The sequence below is a fragment of the Amycolatopsis sp. FDAARGOS 1241 genome, assembly GCF_016889705.1.
In the GTDB taxonomy this organism is placed as follows: domain Bacteria; phylum Actinomycetota; class Actinomycetes; order Mycobacteriales; family Pseudonocardiaceae; genus Amycolatopsis.
In genome coordinates this window covers 5,169,749-5,190,795 of record NZ_CP069526.1, presented here as the reverse complement: position 1 = coordinate 5,190,795, position 21,047 = coordinate 5,169,749, and the positions used below count along the sequence as shown (strand labels likewise).

At 69.7% G+C, this 21,047-nt stretch carries 19 protein-coding genes and 1 pseudogene; 12 read left to right on the top strand and 8 right to left on the bottom strand.

Annotated elements, in window-relative coordinates; genetic code table 11:
• Positions 1-36: 36 nt before the first annotated feature.
• From I6J71_RS25480 to I6J71_RS25465, 4 genes are all read right to left on the bottom strand, one after another.
• Positions 37-363, bottom strand: coding sequence for a J domain-containing protein (locus tag I6J71_RS25480; RefSeq protein WP_204089156.1), 327 nt, complete (start codon positions 361-363; stop codon positions 37-39).
• A complete protein-coding gene (locus tag I6J71_RS25475) occupies positions 360-752 on the bottom strand; it encodes a hypothetical protein (protein ID WP_204089155.1) in 393 nt (130 codons plus the stop codon). The genes I6J71_RS25480 and I6J71_RS25475 overlap by 4 nt, the downstream gene beginning before the upstream one ends.
• A gap of 40 nt (positions 753-792) precedes the next feature.
• Positions 793-1,311, bottom strand: coding sequence for a hypothetical protein (locus I6J71_RS48835; protein ID WP_239153907.1), 519 nt, complete (start codon positions 1,309-1,311; stop codon positions 793-795).
• A 141-nt stretch (positions 1,312-1,452) separates the two neighbouring features.
• Entirely contained in the window at positions 1,453-1,884 is a 432-nt protein-coding gene (locus tag I6J71_RS25465; RefSeq protein WP_204089154.1) for an Hsp20/alpha crystallin family protein, read from the bottom strand.
• A gap of 871 nt (positions 1,885-2,755) precedes the next feature.
• Here I6J71_RS25465 and I6J71_RS25460 point away from each other — a divergent pair.
• Positions 2,756-3,088: a helix-turn-helix domain-containing protein gene (locus I6J71_RS25460; protein WP_204089153.1), complete on the top strand. Its 333-nt coding sequence runs from the start codon at positions 2,756-2,758 to the stop codon at positions 3,086-3,088.
• A gap of 127 nt (positions 3,089-3,215) precedes the next feature.
• Positions 3,216-3,398, top strand: coding sequence for a hypothetical protein (locus I6J71_RS25455; protein WP_204089152.1), 183 nt, complete (start codon positions 3,216-3,218; stop codon positions 3,396-3,398).
• A 106-nt stretch (positions 3,399-3,504) separates the two neighbouring features.
• Here I6J71_RS25455 and I6J71_RS25450 read toward each other — a convergent pair whose 3' ends face one another.
• The gene (locus I6J71_RS25450) at positions 3,505-3,753 is read right to left on the bottom strand and encodes a hypothetical protein (RefSeq protein WP_370541972.1); all 249 of its coding nucleotides are present in this window, start codon (positions 3,751-3,753) and stop codon (positions 3,505-3,507) included.
• A gap of 69 nt (positions 3,754-3,822) precedes the next feature.
• On the opposite strand from I6J71_RS25450, the gene I6J71_RS25445 reads away from it, so the two are divergent.
• From I6J71_RS25445 to I6J71_RS25420, 6 genes and pseudogenes are all read left to right on the top strand, one after another.
• Entirely contained in the window at positions 3,823-4,209 is a 387-nt protein-coding gene (locus I6J71_RS25445) for an STAS domain-containing protein (protein ID WP_204089151.1), read from the top strand.
• A 105-nt stretch (positions 4,210-4,314) separates the two neighbouring features.
• The gene (locus I6J71_RS25440; RefSeq protein WP_204089150.1) at positions 4,315-4,692 is read left to right on the top strand and encodes an STAS domain-containing protein; all 378 of its coding nucleotides are present in this window, start codon (positions 4,315-4,317) and stop codon (positions 4,690-4,692) included.
• A gap of 110 nt (positions 4,693-4,802) precedes the next feature.
• The gene (locus I6J71_RS25435; protein WP_204089149.1) at positions 4,803-5,231 is read left to right on the top strand and encodes an ATP-binding protein; all 429 of its coding nucleotides are present in this window, start codon (positions 4,803-4,805) and stop codon (positions 5,229-5,231) included.
• A gap of 53 nt (positions 5,232-5,284) precedes the next feature.
• A pseudogene (locus I6J71_RS25430) lies at positions 5,285-5,536 on the top strand (hypothetical protein); the annotation flags it as partial.
• A 661-nt stretch (positions 5,537-6,197) separates the two neighbouring features.
• Positions 6,198-6,644, top strand: coding sequence for a CBS domain-containing protein (locus tag I6J71_RS25425; protein ID WP_204089147.1), 447 nt, complete (start codon positions 6,198-6,200; stop codon positions 6,642-6,644).
• Between the two features lie 28 nt (positions 6,645-6,672).
• Complete coding sequence (locus tag I6J71_RS25420) at positions 6,673-7,965, top strand: SLC13 family permease (protein WP_204089146.1); 1,293 nt, start codon at positions 6,673-6,675, stop codon at positions 7,963-7,965.
• 1,213 nt (positions 7,966-9,178) lie between these two features.
• Here the strand turns inward: I6J71_RS25420 and I6J71_RS25415 are convergent.
• From I6J71_RS25415 to I6J71_RS25405, 3 genes are all read right to left on the bottom strand, one after another.
• Positions 9,179-10,105 (bottom strand): ABC transporter substrate-binding protein, encoded by a 927-nt coding sequence (locus I6J71_RS25415; protein WP_204097242.1) that lies wholly within the window; start codon positions 10,103-10,105, stop codon positions 9,179-9,181.
• Positions 10,106-10,257: 152 nt separating this feature from the next.
• Positions 10,258-10,668 carry a hypothetical protein gene (locus I6J71_RS25410; protein WP_204089145.1) on the bottom strand — a complete coding sequence of 137 codons (411 nt, stop codon included), beginning with the start codon at positions 10,666-10,668 and terminating at the stop codon, positions 10,258-10,260.
• A gap of 2,372 nt (positions 10,669-13,040) precedes the next feature.
• Positions 13,041-13,292: a hypothetical protein gene (locus tag I6J71_RS25405; RefSeq protein ID WP_204089144.1), complete on the bottom strand. Its 252-nt coding sequence runs from the start codon at positions 13,290-13,292 to the stop codon at positions 13,041-13,043.
• A 229-nt stretch (positions 13,293-13,521) separates the two neighbouring features.
• On the opposite strand from I6J71_RS25405, the gene I6J71_RS25400 reads away from it, so the two are divergent.
• The 4 genes from I6J71_RS25400 to I6J71_RS25385 all read left to right on the top strand — a co-directional run bounded on the left by I6J71_RS25400 (position 13,522) and on the right by I6J71_RS25385 (position 21,038).
• Positions 13,522-14,175 carry a hypothetical protein gene (locus I6J71_RS25400; RefSeq protein WP_204089143.1) on the top strand — a complete coding sequence of 218 codons (654 nt, stop codon included), beginning with the start codon at positions 13,522-13,524 and terminating at the stop codon, positions 14,173-14,175.
• Between the two features lie 98 nt (positions 14,176-14,273).
• Positions 14,274-14,906: a hypothetical protein gene (locus I6J71_RS25395; RefSeq protein ID WP_204089142.1), complete on the top strand. Its 633-nt coding sequence runs from the start codon at positions 14,274-14,276 to the stop codon at positions 14,904-14,906.
• A 16-nt stretch (positions 14,907-14,922) separates the two neighbouring features.
• Positions 14,923-15,180, top strand: coding sequence for a hypothetical protein (locus tag I6J71_RS25390; protein WP_204089141.1), 258 nt, complete (start codon positions 14,923-14,925; stop codon positions 15,178-15,180).
• 944 nt (positions 15,181-16,124) lie between these two features.
• The gene (locus tag I6J71_RS25385) at positions 16,125-21,038 is read left to right on the top strand and encodes an AAA family ATPase (protein WP_204089140.1); all 4,914 of its coding nucleotides are present in this window, start codon (positions 16,125-16,127) and stop codon (positions 21,036-21,038) included.
• Positions 21,039-21,047 lie beyond the last annotated feature (9 nt).

Genomic DNA, 21,047 nt, shown 5'->3' with positions numbered 1-21,047 from the left:
ACGCGGCGGTGTACCTGTCCGCTGCGGGCCGGAGGGTCAGCCGCGCTCGGTGTGGCGGTGGACGGGGCCGGCGCGCAGGTCGGGTGTCGGTGGGGTGGTGCGGGGGTGCACGCGCACGGGGATCTCGTGGGCGTGCGGGGAGTGCCGGTGACCGGTGGCGGGCGGTTGCGGGTGATGATCGCGTAGGTGGCGGTAGGCGGCGATCACGGCGGCGAGCCGGTCGCGGTCGGGGCGCGCCGTGTCGGGGTGGCAGTCGCGGACCGCGCGCCGGTAGGCCGCGGTGATCTCGGCGGCGTTGGCGCTGGGGTCCAGGCCGAGTACCGCGTACGGGTCGGGCGGGCCTGCGGGGTGCGAGGTGGTCATGGCGAGGGTCGGAGGGGTTCGGGCCCGGCTGGGCTGAGGTGGCTGATCGCGGTGTAGTAGTCGCGGGCCGCGGTGTGGGCGGTGTCGAGGGCTTGGCGCAGGGTGGCCAGTTCCCGGCAGGCGCGGGCCAGCGACGCGGTGGCCGGCGTGTCGCCGCCGGCACGGATGATCCGGTGCGGGTGCTGGGTGTGCTGGCCGGTGTGTTCGGCCAGTACGGTGACCAGGTCGGTCAGCTCGCCGGTGAGCTGGATCAGCTGCCAGCCGGTCTCGCGCAGCTGGTCCGGGCCGGGCGGGACGGCAGGGTCGGTCGCGTGGACCGCGCGGCGAAGCGTACGGGCCGTGGTGGCCAGCGCGGTGGCGATCGTGGCCGGTTGCCGGCTGGTGCCCATCGTGGGTGCTTCCTTCCTGTCTTGCTCGCCCGGCTGGGGATCAGGGCCAGGGTTCGCCTTCCTCGAGCACCGGCGCGTCACGCCGCTGGTCGGCAACGTCGGCGGGATCGGCTTCCAGCAGGTTCCCGACGCCGGTCAGGGGCAGCTCGTCCTCGCCCGGCTCGGGGCGGGCCGGGCGCTGCTGGTCGGCGACATCGTGGGCCGGGGCGTCGTCGAGCACGGCCTGTTCTCCGTTCGGGTGGGCGATGAGGTGTGTTCCAGGTCGTCGCGGGCCGGGGCGAGCGGCAGCGGTCCGGTGGTCAGGCAGCCGTGCATGGCGCAGGTCGGCCAGCAGATCGTCCAGCATCGAGCCGCCGCCGTTGTGATCGAGGATGGCCGGGGCCTGGCGCATTACGGTGGCGACCAGATCGGCCAGCACGGTGCTGATCCGTACGGCGCCGTCGACCGCGGCGTGCAGCTCATCCGGTCCGGGCGCGCGTGCGGACAGAAGACGCTCGGCCGCGGCCAGCTGCCGGTGAGCCTGATCCAATTGGTCCTGCACCGTGTCGGCGTCGGTCATTGTGCTCTTCTCCCTGCGTCTCCCCGGCCCCCGCCCCGCCCCGCGATGGCGGGCCGCAACGATTCCGGCCCCCGCCCGCGGGCGGAAAATGCCGCGGTGTGGGGCGGGGGCCGGAATGCGGGGTGGACCGGGTTCGGCCGCTCAGGCGTTGATCTGCTTGGCCTCGCCGCCGCCACTGATCGCGATCTTGCGGGGCTTGGCCTGTTCGGCGATCGGCACCCGCAGCGTCAGCACGCCCGCGTCGTAGTCCGCGGCGATGTTGTCCGCGTCGAGGGTGTCGCCCAAAAACAGTTGCCGGGAGAACACCCCGCGAGGCCGCTCGGACACCTGGACCTCGGCACCCTCTTCATAGCTGGGGGTGCGTTCGGCCTTGACGGTGAGTACGTTGCGCTCCACGTCCAGATCGATCGAGTCCGGCTTGACGCCGGGCAGGTCGAACTGCACCACGTACTCGTTGCCGGAGCGGTAGGCGTCCATCGGCATCACCGCCGGCCGGGTGGCGGTGCCGCTGGCGCCGAAAAACTGCTGGGTGAGCCGGTCCAGCTCCCGGAACGGGTCAGTCCGCATCAACATGACCATGCGCCTCCTACTCTCCTTCCCTAAGCACCGCCACCCGGCGTGCTGGTGGGGCCGGAGGCGGCTCGCTCAACCTGTCCTCAACCTGCTAACGAATCGCTCAGTAATACTGTTTCCGCAATTGTAGATCTTTGTGACTTTACGCTAATGGTTCAGCGTGGCCGGTGAAGATCCGGGCCTCGCCGCCACCTGAGGCAGCGGCGAGGCCGGTTACCAGTTCGTACAGAAGAGAAGGTGCTGAAACGTGCTGGGACCGGGTCACACCGGAGGCGTCACCGGGGGGGTGGGGCTGTCGCGAAAATGCGCCATGAGACGCGGGGCCGGGACCGCCGCTGGGGTCTCCTCGGCCGGGCCGTCGAAATAGGCACCACCCGCCCGGGGCCGGGCTCCAGACGTGGCCGTGCGGCATCACCTGCCTTTCCGGGATCACCATCGGGGTTGCTGACCACAGGGCAGACCCGGTCGGCGGAGGCGACCGCTGCCGATGCCCGCCCCGGATCACCGGCGTCACGTAGGCCCGGTGGCGGGCACGGGCGGCCCGGGCCGGGCAGCCCGGTCGCCGCGGGCCCGCACCGCCGGGACGCGGCGCAGAGAGAGGAGGCAGAACCCCGAAGTTGGCGGTCACGATCGCGTCGAACTCCGCACGCAACCAGGCCACGTCGGCACAGACCAGCTCAGCGACCCCGCTGGTCACCGCCGCGCGGCGAGTGGTGTCCGGCATCGTCGATCACTCCCCGGCAACGTCGTCGTGTTCGACACCAGGTCATGTACCGCCTCTCCATTTCTATAGCGCGCACTGTAGCTTGTGTCAAGCATCCGCTCTAGATAATCTGTAGCGACTGACGTGACGACCCGTGAAGGAGGTTGCGTGGCTGATCTGGGCAACCTCGACGACCAGGACTACCCGGCCTTCACCACCGGGCAGGCCGCGAAGATGCTGGGCGTGCAGGAAGCGTTCCTGCGCAGCCTCGACACCGCGAACTTGGTGCGCCCGCACCGCTCCGAGGGCGGCCACCGTCGCTACTCCCGCCGCCAGCTCACCCTCGTGGTCCGGCTGCGCGAACAACTCGACGACGGCCACACCCTCGCCGCCGCCGCCCGCATCATCGGCCTGCAAGACCAACTCACCGACACCCAGAACCAGCTCGCTGACGCCGAGAACACCATCACCGATCTCCGCGCCCAACTCGACCAGCGCTGAACCGAGCCCGCACACCCGTGGTGGTGTCCACGCCACACAGTCCGAAGGCATGTCGAGGCCGTCGAGTGCCGGTGGCGCGGCATACGGTCGGAACGACGAAGGCAGATGAGAGCAAGGGATGCGGGGCGTGGCCGCCGAAGAGCGGGCGTTGAAGAAGTGCTTCCGGTGCCGGAAATCCGAGCCCGGACCGGGCGGTGTGTTGTGCCCGGGCTGCGTCCAGGAGATCACCACCGCGTCGCCGGCCTACGACATCGCCCTCGCCAACGCCAAGAAGCTGTCCAAGCAATACACGACCAGCCAGTACCGCTGATCGTCGCGCGCCCGCGCACGGCATCCTGTGGCTTCACCGCGCGCCTGTTCTCAACCGGGTACACCCCGCCACCCCGGCGCGCTGCGGGGGGCGATCAGGGTGGCGGTCACCGTCCGGGCAGCACCGCGCAGGTGCGGTCGAGCCCCGAGAGCAGGTCGCCGTGCTCGCCGACGCGGTGCAGCACGTCGTCGGCGGTGGAGGTCAGCTCGGCCGGGGTGCGGCAGGCGCGGAGCTCGTCCCAGGTGATCGGGGTGGAGGCGGTGGGGGTGTCGCAGCCGCGGAGGGAGTAGGGGGCGATGGTGGTTTTGGCGGGGTTGTTCTGGGTCCAGTCGATGAACACCTTGTTCGTGCGCATGGATCTTGGTGCTCACACAGTCCTGCGTCTGGCCTGCGGGGCGGTCGGGCGGACGCCAAAATAAGGGTTATGCAGGTACCTGACCCGATCCCGCCGTCCGAGGTGGCCGCCGCGGCGGTCCCGACCGCGAACGTGCAGGTACAACGGGCCGGTGGCGCGGTGGTGCTCACCGCCCGTGGCGAGTTCGACGTGATCACCACCCCCGTGCTGCAGCAGGGCATTCTCGAGGCCCTCGCGCCGGCCCCGGACCGGCTGGTGCTGGATCTGAGCGGGACGACGTTTTTCTCCTCGGCCGCGTTCGGCTGCCTGGTCGACGCCCGGTCCCGCGCCGGCGAGCACACCGTTCTGCAGCTGGTCGCGGCGCATGAAGTCCGCCGTAACCTGGCCCTGCTCGGCCTTGAACCCCTGTTCAGCGTCTTCGACACTCTCGCCGACGCCCAGGCCGCCGCCGGGTGATGTCCCGGCAGCGCGTCGCCCGCCCGGCCGCACTTCCCGCGTGCGCCTGGCGGGGTGAATACCTCGGCACTGCGTGTGGCAGCGGTGGCGAGGAGGATGGCATGGATGCAGCCTTCCGACCACGCAGACCCCGTCAGCGCGGCCCCTGCCGCTGACGTCGCCCTCCGACATAGCGGGGAGGACGTGGTCATCGTCGCCGGCGGGGAATTCGACGCAATCACCAGCCCGACGCTGCAGAAGACCGTGCACCACGCCCTCGCCGAGAAACCGACCGTGCTGGTGCTGGACCTGACCGGGGCCGTGTTCTTCTCCTCGGTCGCCATCGGCGTCCTGGTCGACGCCGTGCTCACCGCCGGCGAGCACACCACCGTCCGGCTCGTCGTGGCCCGCCCGATCCGGCGCACCCTGCAGCTGCTGGGCATGGACCACTACTTCGACTACTACGACACCACCCAGGACGCCCTGACCGCCCGCCCGACCTGAGCACCCGGGCCGTCGTGGCGGGTATATGCGCGCCGTATCGGGGTAAACCCGGCATTGCCCCCAACCGTGTACGACCGCTGAGCAGCGGAGAATTAGGAGCACCCCGCACGATGTGCTCGGCGAGCAACCCCGACGGCGACCCTCCGGCGCTGCACCTGCGCCGCCCCGCTCGCCTGGACGATGCTTCTTTGCTGCGCTACGTCCTCACCGACTGGGCACGCGGCCGTGGCCTGCCGGACGAGCTGATCGGCGACCTCGAACTCGCCGTCTACGAAGCCCTGGTCAACGCCGCCGAACACGCCTACCCCGAGGGCACCACCGGCACGCTCGATCTGCACGCCCACCACGACGAGCGGACGGTGCAGGTCACCGTCACCGACCACGGCCGCTGGCGGCCTCACGCCGCGCCGGACCCGCGCCGCGGCCGCGGACTGCCGCTGATCCAGCTGTTGTCCGACCACGCCGAGGTCACGCCTACCGGGCAGGGCACGGTGATCACCATGGCCTGGCAGCTCACCCGCGACCGCTCCAGCAGCTGAGCCCCCTCCGTCGCCAGGTCCGCGACTCCTGCCCGCGGCCATGGCTCCGATCACATGTGACGGCCTACGAAGGCATGGAAGACCAGGTCGGCGCACTCGGGCTGGTGCTCAACGCGGTCGTGCTGTTCAACACCCGCTACCCCGACGAGGACGCCGCCCGGCTCGCCCCGTTCCGCCACCGCCACATCAGCCTGCTCGGCAGATACTCGGTCCTGCTGCCCACCGAGCTCGCCGGCGGCCTGCGACCGCTCAGCGATCCCGACACCGTGATCGACACCGACGGCGAGGACGACGATCTCCAGTAGCACCAGGGCACGGCACGCGATGGAGATCCGCCGTCCCGCTCTGTTCCGCGCGAACTAGGCCCGGAACTCCCGAAGCTGACCTGAGCCGCACGGGATGCGCAACGGAGGAGGCAATGAGCCCGTGGCCGGGCACGGCGATGTCGGCGAGCCCGCCGGCGAGCTGCGGCAATCAGCGTCCGCATGCGCAGGACTCTGTCGGCCACGCCGTGTATGGCGGCGATGTGGTGCGATGGCCGGGGCCACCGGGCTGTGTTCCGTTGCCCGGGTGTTTGCCTGGGGTGGCTCTTTGCGGCATCTTTACGGTCAGGAGTGCCGGGAAGTCTGGTCGGCTCGCTCGCACCCGGTCGGGTGCGAGCCGGATCGCCGACCCGTGGGAGCCCGATGACACCCGCTCTGATTGTCCAGGCTGGGCCGTGCTGCAGCGTTGTGCCCGCGTTCGCTGCCGGCGTCACTCCGCTGGTAGCCCCGCCTCGCGTGGTCCGCGGACGTGGTTATGGTGCCGCTGTCCGGCACGTCGGTTGCCGGGCGGGTCGTGCTGTTGTCGGGTTCTGCGCCGTGTCGTCGGCTGGGGCGCGGACGCGCCGCCGGGGAGCGTCAAGAACGCGGCAGGGCTTATCCGCGAACCACCGCGGAGGTCGTCGGCTGGTCGTAGAGTCGCAGGATGCGCGCCTGCGAGATGGCCGAGGAGTACCCGGTTGTGGACCTGGACTCCGATGCCTTGGCGGCGGCGCGGCTGCTGGCGGAGCGTCGGCTGCCCGGGTTGGTCGTCACGGATGGCAGTGGCTGTCCGCAGTCGGTGCTGCCGGCCTCGCAGGTGGTGCGCTTCCTGGTGCCGCGCTATGTGTGCGACGACCCGTCGCTGGCGGGTGTGCTCACCGAGTCGATGGCCGACCGGGCCGCGGACAAACTCGCGGGCAAGACGGTGCGATCGGTGCTGTCCGGGGAGCCGACGGAGTTGCCGCGGGTGAACGCCGACGACACGATCGTCGAGGTCGCCGCAGTCATGGCGCGGCTGCGCTGCCCCCTGGTCGCGGTGATGCAGGAGGGCACCCTCATCGGCGTCGTGTCCGCGTCCCGGCTGTTGGAGCTGGCTCTCAGCCCGCGCTGACCGCCGGCACCACGCGCGCGGTGCTCTCATGAGCACCGTCATCGCCATCACCGTGTTCGCGGTGGCCTACCTGCTCATCGCCACCGAGAAGATCCCCAAGATGGTCGCGGCGCTCGCCGGGGCCGGCGTCGTGCTGGGCACCGGGGTCAGCAGCTCGGCCGATGCGTTCTTCTCCGAGGAAACCGGTGTCGACTGGAACGTGATCTTCCTGCTGCTCGGGATGATGATCATCGTGGGGATCTTGCGCCGCACCGGCGTGTTCGAGTTCCTCGCGATCTGGGCGGCCAAACGCGCGAAGGGCTCCCCGCTGCGCGTGATGGTCCTCTTGGCACTGATCACCGCGATCGCGTCGGCGTTCCTCGACAACGTGACCACCGTGTTGCTGATCGCGCCGGTGACCCTGCTGGTCTGCGACCGGCTCGACATCAACCCGGTGCCGTTCCTGATCGCCGAGGTCTTCGCCTCCAACATCGGCGGCACCGCCACGTTGATCGGCGACCCGCCGAACATCATCATCGCCAGCCGCGCAGGCCTGACGTTCAACGACTTCCTGCTCAACCTCGGCCCCATCGTCGCCATCACGCTGGTCGTGTTCACCCTGGTGCTGCCGTGGCTGTTCCGCGGGTCGTTCACCGTCGACCCCCAACGCCGCGCCGAGGTGATGACACTCAACGAACGCGAGGCCATCCAGCAACCCCGGCTGCTGCTCAAGTGCGGCCTCGTCCTACTGCTGGTGTTCGCCGGGTTCATCCTGCACTCGGTTGTGCACCTCGACCCGTCCGTGGTCGCACTCCTCGGTGCCGGCCTGCTCGTCCTGATCTCCGGCACCCGCCCCCAGGACTACCTCGCCGGCGTCGAGTGGGAGACCCTGCTGTTCTTCGCCGGTCTGTTCATCATGATCGGCGCTCTCGTCAAGACCGGCGTCATCGACTCCCTCGCCCGTCTCGCCGCCGACGCCACCGGCGGCAACGCACTGCTCGCGGTCTTCCTGATCCTCGGCGTCTCGACCGTCCTGTCCGGGGTGATCGACAACATCCCCTATGTCGCCACGATGAGCCCGCTCGTGCTCGTCCTCACCCACGACATCCCCGACCCCGCGCACTCGCAAGCCCTGTGGTGGTCACTCGCCCTCGGCGCCGACTTCGGGGGCAACATGACCGCGGTCGGCGCCAGCGCCAACGTCGTCATGCTCGGCATCGCCGCCCGCGCCGGCGCACCCATCACCTTCTGGGAGTTCACCAAGAAAGGCGCGATCATCACTGTCATCACCATCGCCGTCGCCGCGCCCTATCTCTGGCTCCGCTACTTCGCCTTCGCCTGAGCAGACATCGGGCCGGGTGCCTCTGGTGGCCGTGCGAGGGCTCGCCCCCACCGAGCCGAACGCGCGGCAGCGTGGTCGTCAGTCACGCGCTGGACCGGTGTTGGCTCCAGGCAGCCGGCTGCCTCCGGCGGCTTGTGTCTTGGCAACACCTGTCAGATCGGCATCGACGACCTGTAAGTAACCATTCAGTGCTCTGGCGTAATCGGGCGGGTATGCGCCGCTTACCTCGAGCTGGAAGGCTGGACTGACTGCACTTCAAAAGGGATGCCCTGCTGACATGTCGTCGGTGCGCCGGGATGGGTGCGACCGGAGACGGTTATCGTGCGACCCGGGTCAAGTTGGGCGCGGTCGCCGTCAACGAGGAGATATTGCACCGACCCGGTGTCCAGCAGCAGGCAGCCGGGTTCGGTGCCCCTGAACACTCTGCCCGTGACGGTCACCTGGCCCGGCGCAGGCGTGGTTGCCGGTGGCGGCGTGGAGCCGGGGGCGGGTGTGCGTCCGGGCGAGTTCGTGTCACAGCCGGCGACGACTGCCGCCGCGAACGCGACGGTGAAGAGCGGCGACGTGGCCTGTAGTCGTTTCCCGGTCGGTCTGCTCATGGCTCTGACTGCTTGTCTGCGGTGACGTGCATGGTTAGGGCGTGCCACACCAGCGGCACCCAGTGCTGATGGTAGTCAGCGCCGTGGCTGATCAGTGCCGCACTATTCAGGGGTGGAACCGGAATACGCCAAAAACCTGCTGCGCGAGTCAACCACCGCTGGCCAGCCGTCAGCTGTCTGTTCCTCGGTGTGTGCGGTCAGGTTGCGGCAGAGGGTGGCGCGGCTGACGTCGAATGCGCCTGGCCGCACAATGGCAGACGTGGAAGGCGTCGCAGCCGTTCGTCGGGGACAACTCCAAGGTCGACAGCGCACCGCCGGAGCAGATGAGCCGCTTCAGCTGGTACGAAGCAACCGGATGGACCAAGCCCTATCCCGGCGACTCCAAGATCTACTTCCCGGCCCAGGTGCCCGGCGCCTACGTCCCCGGCTCCGACAGCGACGGCTGGCCCGGCGATAGCGCACACCACCAGGACGGCCCGCCGGAACCCCGGCGGGCCGTCCGCTTTTGGCGTCGCGCGGGAACCACTGCGTCGCGGCAGAAAGACAGCGCGTTCATCAGGATCGGCTGTGTGCGTCCGCGCGTAGCCGAACGTGCGAGAGTCCGTCTGCTGGCCTCAGGACGCCGGGTTGATCTCCGACGTGGTCACCGCGCCCGCACCGGACAGGCCCCACTTGTCGAGGATCTTCTTGTAGGTGCCGTCGTCGATCAGCGCCTGCACGGCCTGCTGCACGGCCTTCGTGTAGTCGCCGCTGTCCTTCTTGAGCACGATGCCGTAGGGAGCCGTGTCGTAGGGCGCGCCGAGGACCTCGAGCCGCCCGCCGGTCTGCTTCACGGCGTAGTCGATCACCGGGGAGTCGGCCAGCTCGCCCTGCACGCGCTTGGCGGTCAGCGCCAGGTTCACGTCCGTCTGGGCCTGCAGCTGGGTGACGTCGATGGCGGGCTTGCCCGCCTTGGTGCAGTCCTCGGAACGTTTCTGCAGGTCGTCGACCTGCGTGGTGCCCTTCTGCACGCCCATCTTCTTGCCGCAGAGGTCGTCGAGGTTCAGCCCGTCCGGGTTGCCCTCCAGGACGGCCAGCGAGGTGCCGGCCTTGTAGTAGCTGACCATGTCGACGGTCTGGAGCCGCTCGGGGTTGATGCTGAACGAGGACATCGCGAGCTCGTACTTGCCGGCCTGGATGCCGGGGATGATGCCGTCGAACGCGGAGTTCTGGAACTCCATCTTCAGGCCGAGCTTCTGGCCGATCGCGGTGCCGAGGTCGACGTCGAACCCGGTGACCTTGCCGCCCTCGTCCTGGAACTCATTCGGCGGGTAGCTCTGGTCCTGACCGACCAGGATCTTGCCGTCCGCCGTGATCGACGCCGGCACCATCGCCGCGAGCTTGTCGTCCTTGGCGGCCGCCGGGATGTCCGACGAGCCTCCGGGTGCCGCCGCGGAAGGGCTGTTGCCGCTCCCCGCGTCACCGGCGCCACTTCCGCCCGCGCCACAGGCCACGGTCAGGCCGACCAGCGCGAAAGCCGGGAGAAGGGCGAGTGCCTTCATCTGGTGTCTTCGAGTCACTTCGTCACTCCTCGTAGTTCTCAACTGGAACACCTCGCAGTTACTGCCTCGCGGGCAGAATCGGGTTTTACCCCGCCGGCGGCGCTCGTCGGCGGTTGATGAGTTCATGGGCTACGGCCCCATGAACGTGAGTGCTACCGGCTCTTCGGGACAGCCATGTCGGTTACATCTCGCAGCGCCTCGACGGCGGCGGAGAGGTCCGATGGCCACCGCGCGACGATGGCCTCCCAGGCCTTGCGCAGCGACACGTTCTCGGCGACCACGAGGTAGGGCGGGTCGCCCCAGCGGGTCGCGACGACCGTGCCGACCCTGTCCGCCTCGCTTGGTCCGGGGGCGCCGCCGGGCAGGAAGTCCAGAGTGTGAATCTTCTCGCTGGCGGTCAGGTCGTCGGTCAACCCGGCCCCGGCACAGGTGAAGCTCCGCAACATGTTGCGGGCATCGGGGCTGACTGGCATCGGCGCGTCCGGATGGGATGCGTTGTAGGCCTGCACCGTCGCATGGCCGCTGCACCGGGGAACGCGCCGGGCTCCGGACGTCGCTGACATGCGCCACATCGTAAAAGATAAATTTCCGAATGGCGCTGATCAGTTCACCGCCCATCGGGCGGAATGCCGCCTCACCACGGATGAGCAGCCAGTTCTGTCGATATGACCCGGTTAATATCACCCGTTCGTGTCGCGAGGCGATACCGGTGAGGCTGCGTCGACGCGCTACGGCAGCGTTCGACGATGTGGACGGCGTCATGAGCGGTGCGATGAGCGGCCACAGCTTGGCCGAGCCGCGACATCGGTCATCGCGTGACCTATCTGCTGGAGGAATGAGCTTCGGGGGCGCGGCAGCTGTGCCGGCAGGGGCGTGGTGACCGCGGCCCGGTGACGCGGGATAGGCGGTGTGGCCCACGCGACCAGCCGATCGGTGCAGCGCAGGAGCACGGCCCCGGGCCAAGTCGCGCCAGGCCGGGGGCCGTGCTCCGATAAACGTGACGGCCTCACCTGGTACGTGCGCCGACCGGTCGGTGACAGGTGACGGCGGGCGATCGGTGCGGCTCTTGGCCGGCCGCAACGAGGTTCGTACCGGTCCGGTGCTTCTCGTTGGCGCGCCGGGGCATGCGACGGACCAGCCAGCGCGGCGCATCGACTCGATGCTGCGCGAAGCGGGGAGTGGCTCGGCGTCGATGTCGCGGCGCCACGCGGTCAGTAGCCACGTCAGGCTGTCGTGGCTCGAGTTCTCGGCACGCACAATCACCAGGTCGCCGCCGGTGGGTTCCCTGTGGCCGGGGCACGGCCGTGACCAAGCGTCGCGCTGCGGGATCACCCCACGCGCCAGCGTTGTCCGGCGGTGTCGGGGCGCGGGCCGCGCTGGTGGGGGAACTGCTGCAGGCGGCTGGTGCAGGGGATGCCGGGTCGGCGTCGACGAGTTCGATGTCGGTGGTGGGCCAGGTCGGTGCCGCAGAGCGCGGTCATCGTGCTGGCTGTGCTGCCGAGCCCGGGGGAGGGGACGTAGTGCGCCTCGCGATCGGTCTCGACATTGTCTGGACATTCAGGAGTCGACCATGGCCACGGACGATCTCACCGAAGGGCCAGTGGTTCTGGCACGAACCGGTGCGGGGAATGCGGGTATGGCCCTGCGCGCCGTGCTGATGGGGCCGGTGGGTGTGAGCGGGGGTTCTTTCGTGGTGGGGCTGGGTGCCCCCTGCTCCTGCCGCGGCAGTGGGAGTCCGGCGGCAGGAGCAGGTGGCACCTGAGTCCGTCCGGCGCTGCTGTGGGGGCGGGGCGGGGTGGTTGAGGCCGGGGCGGGGGTCGTCTCTCGGCGAGTGGCGCGACCCGGGGCCGAAGGCTCGGCGGTCCGGGAGGGCGGTGGGTGGAGCCCGGGGACACCACCGCGCCGGCAATCACTGGTAACGCTGCCCACCCCGGATGTTCCACAGTGGACGTGGGGATGCTGGCGACGGGGAGTGCGGGAGCCGAGGGCGCCGATCCCCCGCACAAAGTCCGAGTGCGCATCAGTGCTGTGCTCGCCGACTCCCTCCCTTGCGTGGCGCCGTCGGCGTCCGCGACGGAGTCGTCGACCGCCCCACTGCTCGTACTGGTCACGCCGGTCGACTTGGCCCAGCACCAGTGCGGTCGGTCGGTTGCTGCGGCGTGAGCTGAACTCGGACGGGTCGCTCACCGTCCACCCACGGCGGCACTGTCCGCGCCGGCGCCCGTCCGCGACTTGGTCGGCGCTGCCGGGATACGCGCGAAAGACTGAGCGCCTTGGTCAGTACGCAGACACCGGCCAGTTCAACCGCTCATTGCCCAGGCAGGCCTGGTTGGTGACGGTGAGCCTTCGGCGTGCAGGGCCTCGATGTGGTCGTACCCGAGCACGTTCCTCCGTACGCAACGAGGTCGGTCCGGTTCCGCCGGCCGTACTCTTCTTCCCCGGCGCCGACTCCCTGGTGGCCCGGGCGAGGAGGTGCAGGATGTCGTTCCTGGCGGCGTGGATGGTCGTGGCGCGAAGGGAATAGCAGTTGGCCGGCCACCGCACTACGAGGGCCTGGTTCCGCAGGGTCGGACCGACCGTCGAGAGCAACTAATCGGATGGTGGGGCTACCTGTAGTAAGCGCTCGGGGGTTCGCCGGATGTCCGGGTGGCGCTCGCGCCCGTAACGTCCGACCCCATCGGGACACCACGCGGCCGCGGGGTACCCACTTTGCTTGTGGTGCTGGGGATCCCGCGGGCAGGCCGTGACTTCTTCCGCGTGAGCGAACCCCTGGCGCTCACGCTTCGCGTGCCACAGGTTCGGATCGGCGACGCCGACTGCGGCGAGCTGGTCGCGGACCTCCTCCAGGGCGTGCGTGTAGGTGCCATGGGCAGAAACCGCGCGGCAGCACGAGGCGCTCGGTCCACAGCGAACTCGCCCAGGCCCGTCCGCCGCATCATGGAGAAGCGTTGCGTCCAATGTGGTCGAGCGTGGAGCCATCACCGCCCTCGGTCGGCAGCATCGACTCGTTGAGATCGAGCAACGCCCCGCGCTGCCTCTCATCCAGCCGTGCGAAGTACTCGAGCAGCCGAGCCTGCGACACGGTCGGCCGCTCGGACCCCTTCGGAACATGCTGCCCGGGATCGATGCCGGCCCTCTTCAGCGCCTCGGCAGGATCCACGCCGACGACCTGCGCCGCCGAGATCACAATACTACGACATAGGGTTTCGCCATTACGACCCCGGCCTGAACCGCTTCCTGTCCCGGGATAGCGACGAAGGCGCCCTGGCCGACCTGAACATGACGGCGGACCCTTACACCCGCAACCGGTATGCGTTCGGTGGCGGAAACCCGTGGTCCAGCGTCGAACTCGACGGTCGCGAGTCGGTCAGCACAAACGGTCTCCTTCGCCGGGCTCGAACGCCTTCTTCGAGTAGATGGAGCAGACCATCACCGACTACGTCGGCAAGAAGCAGGCGAAGACCACTACCAACCTGTATGGGGAATCGTGCCGTTACTGCGCGGAGCGGGTGTCCGCGGACGAGCTCGGGTTGCAGGTCAACCAGCCGTACTACTCCGATGCGCGGAAGCTCGGCTTTTACCAGAAGCCCATCCGTGACTTCGGGCCGTGCACCCGGTGCCAGGTGGACATGAATCCGAAGCAGTTCAAGCCGAATACGGACTTCGAGCCCGGCGGCCGGTTTGGGACGGAGTTGAAGCTGACTCCCTCTCGGGTGAAGCCGAGCTCGGCCGCGCCGGCGACCGAGGAGGTCAGCAAGGGTGCCAGCGTCCTCGGCCAGGTGAGCACCGCGTTCAAGAGGGCGGGACGGGGCTTCGCCGTCTTCGGTATCGCCGCGGACATCTACGACGTCGTCACCGCACCGGCTGGTCAGAAGGTGCAGACGGCGGTCAAGGACACGAGCGCCCTGGCCGGCGCCTTGGCAGGTGGCGAGATCGGCGCCGAGTGGGGCGCGGCGATCGGAACCTTCATCGAGCCCCGCGGCAGAACGGTCGTCGGCGGCATCATCGGCGGAATCGCCGGTGCGGTGGCCGGCAGGGGGATCGGTGACACCATCAGCAGTTGGTTCTAGCCGAAAGGTTGGTGGCCGGGTCCTGTTGCGGAGCTCGCCGGGGCGGGACCCGATACGTTGGCGTTGGTCAGGGCACAGACAAGCATCAGGGAGCGCGTGTGGGATCCGAACCGGTCGACGGTGGAGTGGATCCAGGGTGGTTCGAGTTCTACGACGACACGATCACGATCGACCCCAGCACCCCGGCCGACCGCGACTTTCTGTCGGGTTTACGAGCGGGTGCGGTGTCCCACAGGTGGCCGTGCGAACCGTATGACACCTGGGCCTATCACGCCATCGACGACGATCAACACCTGCTGAGGGTCGGCGTTTGGGTGGACGACGATGAAAAGCAGCGTCGTCTGCTCACCTGCGGTGTGGAATTCGACGGGACGCACATCGTCGGGGGCGAGTGCTACCACGACATCCCGTTCGATTTCGAGGGGGCGCCTGAGAAAGAGATCGTGTACTCCGGGCCGGTGCAGATCCTGGTGCAGCGGGCCGGTGAATACTTCGAGCGGGTGTTGAGTCGGCCGATCGAGCTGCGCGAGTGGTTCGAGAACGGAGAGGAAGTCTACCGGGAGTGGGCTCTGGCCCACACCGAACGGGCACTCACCGCACAGCTGAAACCGAAGCCGGACCGGCCGGCGGACCGGGTCACCCTGGTCCGTGGTGTCCGAGAGCTTGAGGCCGGCAGCGGTGGCGGTCGGAAGCGTTGGTGGGATTTCGGCAAACGACGGCGCAGTAGCTGAGTGGGGGAAGACGAGAATGAGCGACCACCCGCTGCGGGACGACGACGCTGATCCGGCCGAGGTGCTGGCGCTGGCGGACCGGGTCCGGGAAACGCCGGGCGAGGGCACCGTCTCGCTGCTGGCCGAGCGCAGCCGAGGCTGGTCGTCGCTGGGCGAGATCCGGGTTGCCACCGAGGCAACCGTCGGCGCGCTGCTGGAGTTCCCGGAGCAGTACCCGACCGGCTCCGGCTCACCGATCCAGCTCGTGCCGTCCGCGATCGAGCCGCCCAGCTAGCGTTCCACTCGGTGTTCCCTCGGCCGAGTTCCATCCGCAGGAAGTGGAGGCGCCCGGCGCCCGCAGGCCGCTGTACCCGGGCAAGAGTGTCGCGGTGTCGCGGTGTGGCGGTACGCGGGCATGCTGCCCCTCCCCGCGTACCGGCGCCCTCCCCGGAGGCCGCGGCTCGAGTGCGGGCTTTCGCCGTACCGGCGTGGCCGCACATTCTCGCCATCCACCAGCGGCGGGCGCACTGGCCGGCGTGCCACTTGACGACCTACTCGGCGTGCTGGTGCACCCGCCGTAGACCACGCCGATGCCCTCGGCGCGGCGTCGGGCCGGGCCGTAGTCCAGCGCCGCGAAGTCCTGCCGGGTATGCCGGTAGGTGCACAGGTCGCCGTCGAGCACCACCCGGCCGAGCGCGGCCGCCGGCTCGCGGATCCCGGGGTACCGGTCGGTGAGGTCACCGCCGGTGCGGGACTGTGGCACCCCGCCCGGCACGTGCACCACGCACCGCCACCCATCCAGCTTCGGCGAGCACTCGAACGCGCCGGTGGGCAGCACCGCGGCCGGCTCGACGACAGCGAACCGCAGCGGCAGGTCCGGCACGGGCACGTGTCCATAGTGGATCCCGCTGACCAGTGGCGCGGCCGTAATCCGACCTGTCTGCGACCGGAACTGTCCCCACCCGGCGACACCTGCCCGCAAGCGGCGCTCCGATGGACCAACCGTGCCAAGAGAAGCGTCGTCACCAGCCTGCCGCGGCGCAGATTCATCACCGTGTGGGTCGGCTGCCTGAACGGCTCGTCGAGTTTGAGCGTGCGGTGCCGGTAGAGCGGCAGGGACTTGTGCGGGCAAACGGCAAAGCGTAGACACGGTGGATGGGGACTGGCAGGGCCTTGACGGGCCGGGATCCGCCCGACGCGGTTCTGCTGCAGCAGAGCGCGCGCACTCGGGTGACCCGAGTGTCGCTGCCGGGGCGCGTCTCTGTCGTCTGCAAGGAGCCGCTGGGGCCGGATGCGCAGCGGCGGCTGCAGCACGAGGTGGCGATCCTGGAGCGGTTGCGCGGTGTCGCCGGAGTCGCGCAGCTGGTGGACGCGCCGCGGTACCCGGGATCGATCGTGCTCGTAGACGCCGGTGACATCACGCTGGCCGGGCCGGGCGAGCCACTGGCCATCGATGAGCTGATCCGACTGGCCGGCAAGCTGGCCCACGCGGTCGCGGGCATGCACCGCCGGGGAGTGCTACACCGCGACATCACCCCGGCCAACATCGTCATCTCCGGGGACGGAGACCCGTGCCTGGTGGGTTTCGCGTTGGCGACGTCGTTCGCTGAGATCCGTCCCGAGTTCACTCCCCACAGCGAGATCGTCGGGTCGCTCGCCTACCTTGCCCCCGAGCAGACCGGGCGCACCGGCCGGTCGGTGGACCAGCGCGCGGATCTGTACGCGTTGGGCGCGACGCTCTACGAGCTGGCCACGGGCCAGCCGCCGTTCGGCTCGGGCGACCCGCTGCGCCTGACCCACGATCATCTGGCACGGGTACCGGTACCGCCGGCCCAGCTGAACCCGGCGGTGCCCGCTGCGCTGTCGGAGATCGTGATGCGGCTGTTGGAGAAGGAACCCGACCACCGCTACCAGTCAGCGGAGGGCCTGGCCCACGACCTGCACCAGCTCCGCGACGCCCAGGCTCATCCGGCGGCGGCTCGGGTGCGCATCGGCGAGCACGACGTTCCGCCGCGGCTACTGCCACCCTCACGGCTCGTGGGACGCGAAGCCGAGGCGGCGTCGCTGGAGGCGGCGTTCGAGGCGGCGCTGACCGGCCGGTGTCAGGGTGTGCTGGTCAGTGGGGCGCCGGGGGTGGGCAAGACCGCGTTGGTCGATCAGCTGCGGCCGGTGGTGACGGGCCGGGACGGCTGGTTCGTGGCCGGCAAGTTCGACCAGTACCGACGGGATATCGAGTTCAACGCGGGTTTCCAGGCGTTCCGGGCGCTGGGTCGGCTGTTGCTGGCCGAGCCGGAGGATGCGCTCGCTGCGATTCGTGAACGGATCATCGAGGCGCTCGGGGCGAACGCGGGTCTGTTGAGCGCGGTGGTGCCGGAGTTCGCCGCGCTGCTGGGGGTGCCGCCGGATGCGGGGGATCCGCTCACCGCGCAGGCGCGCACGCAGCAAGCAGGTGTGCAGGGGCTGCGGGCGGTGGCGTCGCGGAACCGGCCGGTGGTGGTGTTCCTCGATGACCTGCAGTGGGGCGGGCGCACCCCGCTCGGCTTCGTCGATCTCGTGCTGTCCGAGGAACCGGTCGAAGGCTTGTTGCTGGTTGGGGCCTACCGTGACGTCGAGGTGGACGCGGCGCATCCGCTGACCGCGTTGCTGTCCCGGTGGCGCGAGCAGGCTGGCGTGCGCTGGCTGGGGCTGGAGAACTTGGCCGTGCCGAGCCTGGTCACGATGGTGGCGGAGACGCTGCACGCGGATCGGGACGCCGCGGCGCGCCTGGCCGAGATGATCAACGAGCGCACGTCCGGCAACCCATACGAGACGCTGGAGCTGCTCAACGCGCTGCACCGGGAGGGCGTGCTGGCGGCGACGGCCGCCGGCTGGCGGTGGGATGACGCGGCGGCGCGGGCTCGGCTGGGTCAGTCCGAGGTGGCCGGGCTGCTGGCGGCACGGGTCGCGGCGATGCCGCCGCCCACGCGGGCGCTGGTCGAGGCGATGGCGTGCCTGGGTGGGCGAGCCGAGGTGAGTCTGCTGCAGACCACCACCGCCGCATCGGCGGGCGTGGTGGACCAGCAACTGGCCCCCGCCCTCGACGAGGGCGTCCTGGTGATCGAGCCGGGGCTGCGAGAGGCCGTGCGGTTTCGCCACGACCGCACCCGCGAGGTCATCCTGCGTGGGCTGGACCCGCCGCGGCGACGTGAGCTGCAGCTGGCAGTGGCGCGGCGTCTGGCCGGGGAACCGGAGTTGTATGCGGTGGCGGCCGAGCAGTACCTGCCCGTGATCGACGCCGTCGATGACGCGGCCGAGCGCCGGCAGGTGGTGGGGCTGCTGCGCCACGCCGCCGACCAAGCGGTGTTGATCGGCGAGTACACACTGGTGAACGCGCTGCTGGTCGCCGCGCTGCGGCTGATCGGCCCGAGGGAGACCGCCACGCTGATCCAGGTGCGCACCGGCCGCCACGCCGCCCTGTGCAGCCTCGGGCGCCTCGAGGAGGCGGACGCGGAATACCACACGATCGAGCGGCTGTGTCCCAGCACGATCCGACGCGCCGACGCGACAGCGGTGCAGGTGCGCAGCCTGACCCACCGCAAACGCTTCACGGAGGCGATCGATCTGGGCCTGAAGTCGCTGCGCGCGTGCGGCATCACCATTCCGGCCGCCGGCCAGCTCGCCGCCGATCTCGACCACCAGTACGAGTACCTGTACCGGTGGCTGGATACCGACACCGCCGAGGACCTGGTTCGGCCGGAGATCACCGACCCCACGCTGCTCGCTGCGACCCGCCTGCTCGACGCGACCCTGCCGCCGGTCTCTTTCCTCGCCGACCACACCAGGCTCGCCTGGCTGTGCCTGGAAGCCCTGCGGATCTGGCTCGAGCACGGACCCGGACGTACCCTGGTCTGCTCCGCCTGCTTCGCCTCTTACTACACCGTGGTACAGCGCGGCAACAGCGCCGGATATCGGGCCTTGGGGCGGCTCCTGGCTTGGGGCGAAGCCCGCGGCTATGAGCCCGAGACCTCGTACGCGCACTACTACTCCGCCATCCTCAGTTGCTGGTTTCAGCCGCTTGAGAACGGTGTCCACGCTATTCTGCGTGCCCGCGAGGGGCTGATCGCGGGTGGCGACCTGGCGTACGCCGGCTACACCTATCACTCGATCGAGTACTTTTTGCTCGACTGCGCGCCAGCCCTCGACCACCTCGTCGAGCAGCTGGAGGCGGGCGTTGCCTTTGCACGGCGCACCGGCAACGAACAGATCGGCCAGGTGCTCGACGGTCACCGGTGGCTGGCCGGTGTGCTGCGTGGCGGAAGCTCGGACGCGATTGGTACGGCGGATCCCACCGACCGGTACGCCGACAATCCGATGGCGCTTTTGTACGCGCATCTCAACCGGGCGCTCGCCGCCGCCGTCTTCGGCGATCCATTCGGCTTGGCACAGCACACCGCGGCGGCGATGCCGCTACTACCGGCCATCCTGGGCCACTACTCGACCGCCGTGGCCCGCCTGCTGCGTGGATTGGCCCTGGCCGGGCAAGCCCGCACCACCGCCGGTGACGATCGCACCGCTCTGCTGGCCGAGCTGGACGAGACGACGCGGTGGCTGGCTGCACGTGCCGCGGACGCGCCGGACAACTTCCTGCATCTGCAACGGTGGCTGGAGGCCGAGCGGGCGTGGGTGGTGGGGGATGTCCGGGCCGCCGAGCTGGCGTTCGACGCCGCCCGCCGCGAGGTCGCCGGCCGTGCGCGGCCCTGGCACCGGGCGTTGATCACCGAACGCGCAGCCCGCTTCTATCTGGCCCGCGGCCTGGACCGCGTCGGTGGTGAGCTGCTCGCCCAAGCCCGCCAGACCTATGCCGCCTGGGGTGCGAGCGCGAAGGTCGACCAACTCGACTGGGCCTACCCCAGACTGCGGCCACACTCCGACGTGACCACTGGGCTGAGCGGAGATCAGCCCGCTCATCTGGCGCAGCAAACGGGCCCGGTCACCACCGGCACCCTGGACCTGCTGGGCATTCTGGCCGCCTCCCAGGCCCTGAGCTCCGAGACCAGCATCGAACGCCTGCGTACGCGCGTCGTCGAGGTCCTCAGCGCGATGACCGGCGCCACCGGTGTGCAGCTGCTGCTGTGGAACCCCGAAGGCCACGATTGGCTGCTCCCCGCTCCCGACAGCGCCAGCGACACCGCCCAGATCCCAGACACCGCCCCCAACGCTGCCGGGCAACCGGTGGTCCCGCTGTCGGTGCTGCGCTATGTCCAACGCCTCAGGGAACCGGTGCTGGCCGCCGACGCCACCAGGGACGACCGCTTCGCCCGCGACCCCTACTTCACCGACCTCGACCGCTGCTCCCTGCTGGCCGTACCCATCCTCAGTCGCGGCAGCCTGCGGGCGGTGTTGGTGCTGGAGAACCGGCTCATCGGCGCCGCGTTCACCGCCGAGCGGCTCGACGCGGTGAGTCTCATCGCCGGGCAACTGGCCGTCTCGCTGGACAACGCGCAGCTCTACGCCGAGCTGACCACCTCACGTGCCCGCGTCGTCACCACCGCTGACCAGACCCGCCGGCGCATTGAACGCGATCTTCACGACGGCGCGCAACAACGACTGGTCTCCCTGGCCCTCCAGGCCCGTGCGGCACAAGCATCCGCACCTCTCGACGCCACCGAACTCCGAGCCCAGCTGGACAGCCTCGCCACCGAAGCCACCACCGCGCTCGACGAACTGCGCGAACTCGCCCGTGGCATCCACCCGGCCGCCCTCGCCGACGGCGGCCTGCCCCCCGCACTCAAAGTCCTGGCCCGCCGCTCGCAGATCCCGGTCGAGCTGGAGGTGACCATCCCGCGGCGGCTACCCGAACAAATCGAGATCGCCACCTACTACCTGGTCGCCGAAGCCCTGACCAACACCGCCAAACACGCGTACGCCACCACGATCGGCGTCACGGTCGACACCACCGACCAGGAGACCGGCGACGTCCTGCGCGTCTGCGTCCGCGACGACGGCCGCGGCGGTGCCGACCTCACCCGTGGTACCGGCCTCGTCGGACTCAAAGACCGGGCCGAAGCACTCGGCGGCCGGCTGGTGGTGCACAGCGCCCCCGGCGCCGGCACCACCCTGCACGCCGAACTTCCGCTGTCACAGACCCACAAGGCCCGGGGCTCCCGAGCATGACCTGAGCCG

Coding starts and splice junctions, on each gene's coding strand:
- I6J71_RS25480 (WP_204089156.1), bottom strand. CDS start 363: ATGACCACCTCGCACCCCGCAGGCCCGCCCGACCCGTACGCGGTACTC.
- I6J71_RS25475 (WP_204089155.1), bottom strand. CDS start 752: ATGGGCACCAGCCGGCAACCGGCCACGATCGCCACCGCGCTGGCCACC.
- I6J71_RS48835 (WP_239153907.1), bottom strand. CDS start 1,311: ATGACCGACGCCGACACGGTGCAGGACCAATTGGATCAGGCTCACCGG.
- I6J71_RS25465 (WP_204089154.1), bottom strand. CDS start 1,884: ATGTTGATGCGGACTGACCCGTTCCGGGAGCTGGACCGGCTCACCCAG.
- I6J71_RS25450 (WP_370541972.1), bottom strand. CDS start 3,753: ATGCGCACGAACAAGGTGTTCATCGACTGGACCCAGAACAACCCCGCC.
- I6J71_RS25445 (WP_204089151.1), top strand. CDS start 3,823: ATGCAGGTACCTGACCCGATCCCGCCGTCCGAGGTGGCCGCCGCGGCG.
- I6J71_RS25440 (WP_204089150.1), top strand. CDS start 4,315: ATGCAGCCTTCCGACCACGCAGACCCCGTCAGCGCGGCCCCTGCCGCT.
- I6J71_RS25435 (WP_204089149.1), top strand. CDS start 4,803: ATGTGCTCGGCGAGCAACCCCGACGGCGACCCTCCGGCGCTGCACCTG.
- I6J71_RS25425 (WP_204089147.1), top strand. CDS start 6,198: ATGCGCGCCTGCGAGATGGCCGAGGAGTACCCGGTTGTGGACCTGGAC.
- I6J71_RS25420 (WP_204089146.1), top strand. CDS start 6,673: ATGAGCACCGTCATCGCCATCACCGTGTTCGCGGTGGCCTACCTGCTC.
- I6J71_RS25415 (WP_204097242.1), bottom strand. CDS start 10,105: ATGAAGGCACTCGCCCTTCTCCCGGCTTTCGCGCTGGTCGGCCTGACC.
- I6J71_RS25410 (WP_204089145.1), bottom strand. CDS start 10,668: ATGTCAGCGACGTCCGGAGCCCGGCGCGTTCCCCGGTGCAGCGGCCAT.
- I6J71_RS25400 (WP_204089143.1), top strand. CDS start 13,522: ATGGAGCAGACCATCACCGACTACGTCGGCAAGAAGCAGGCGAAGACC.
- I6J71_RS25390 (WP_204089141.1), top strand. CDS start 14,923: ATGAGCGACCACCCGCTGCGGGACGACGACGCTGATCCGGCCGAGGTG.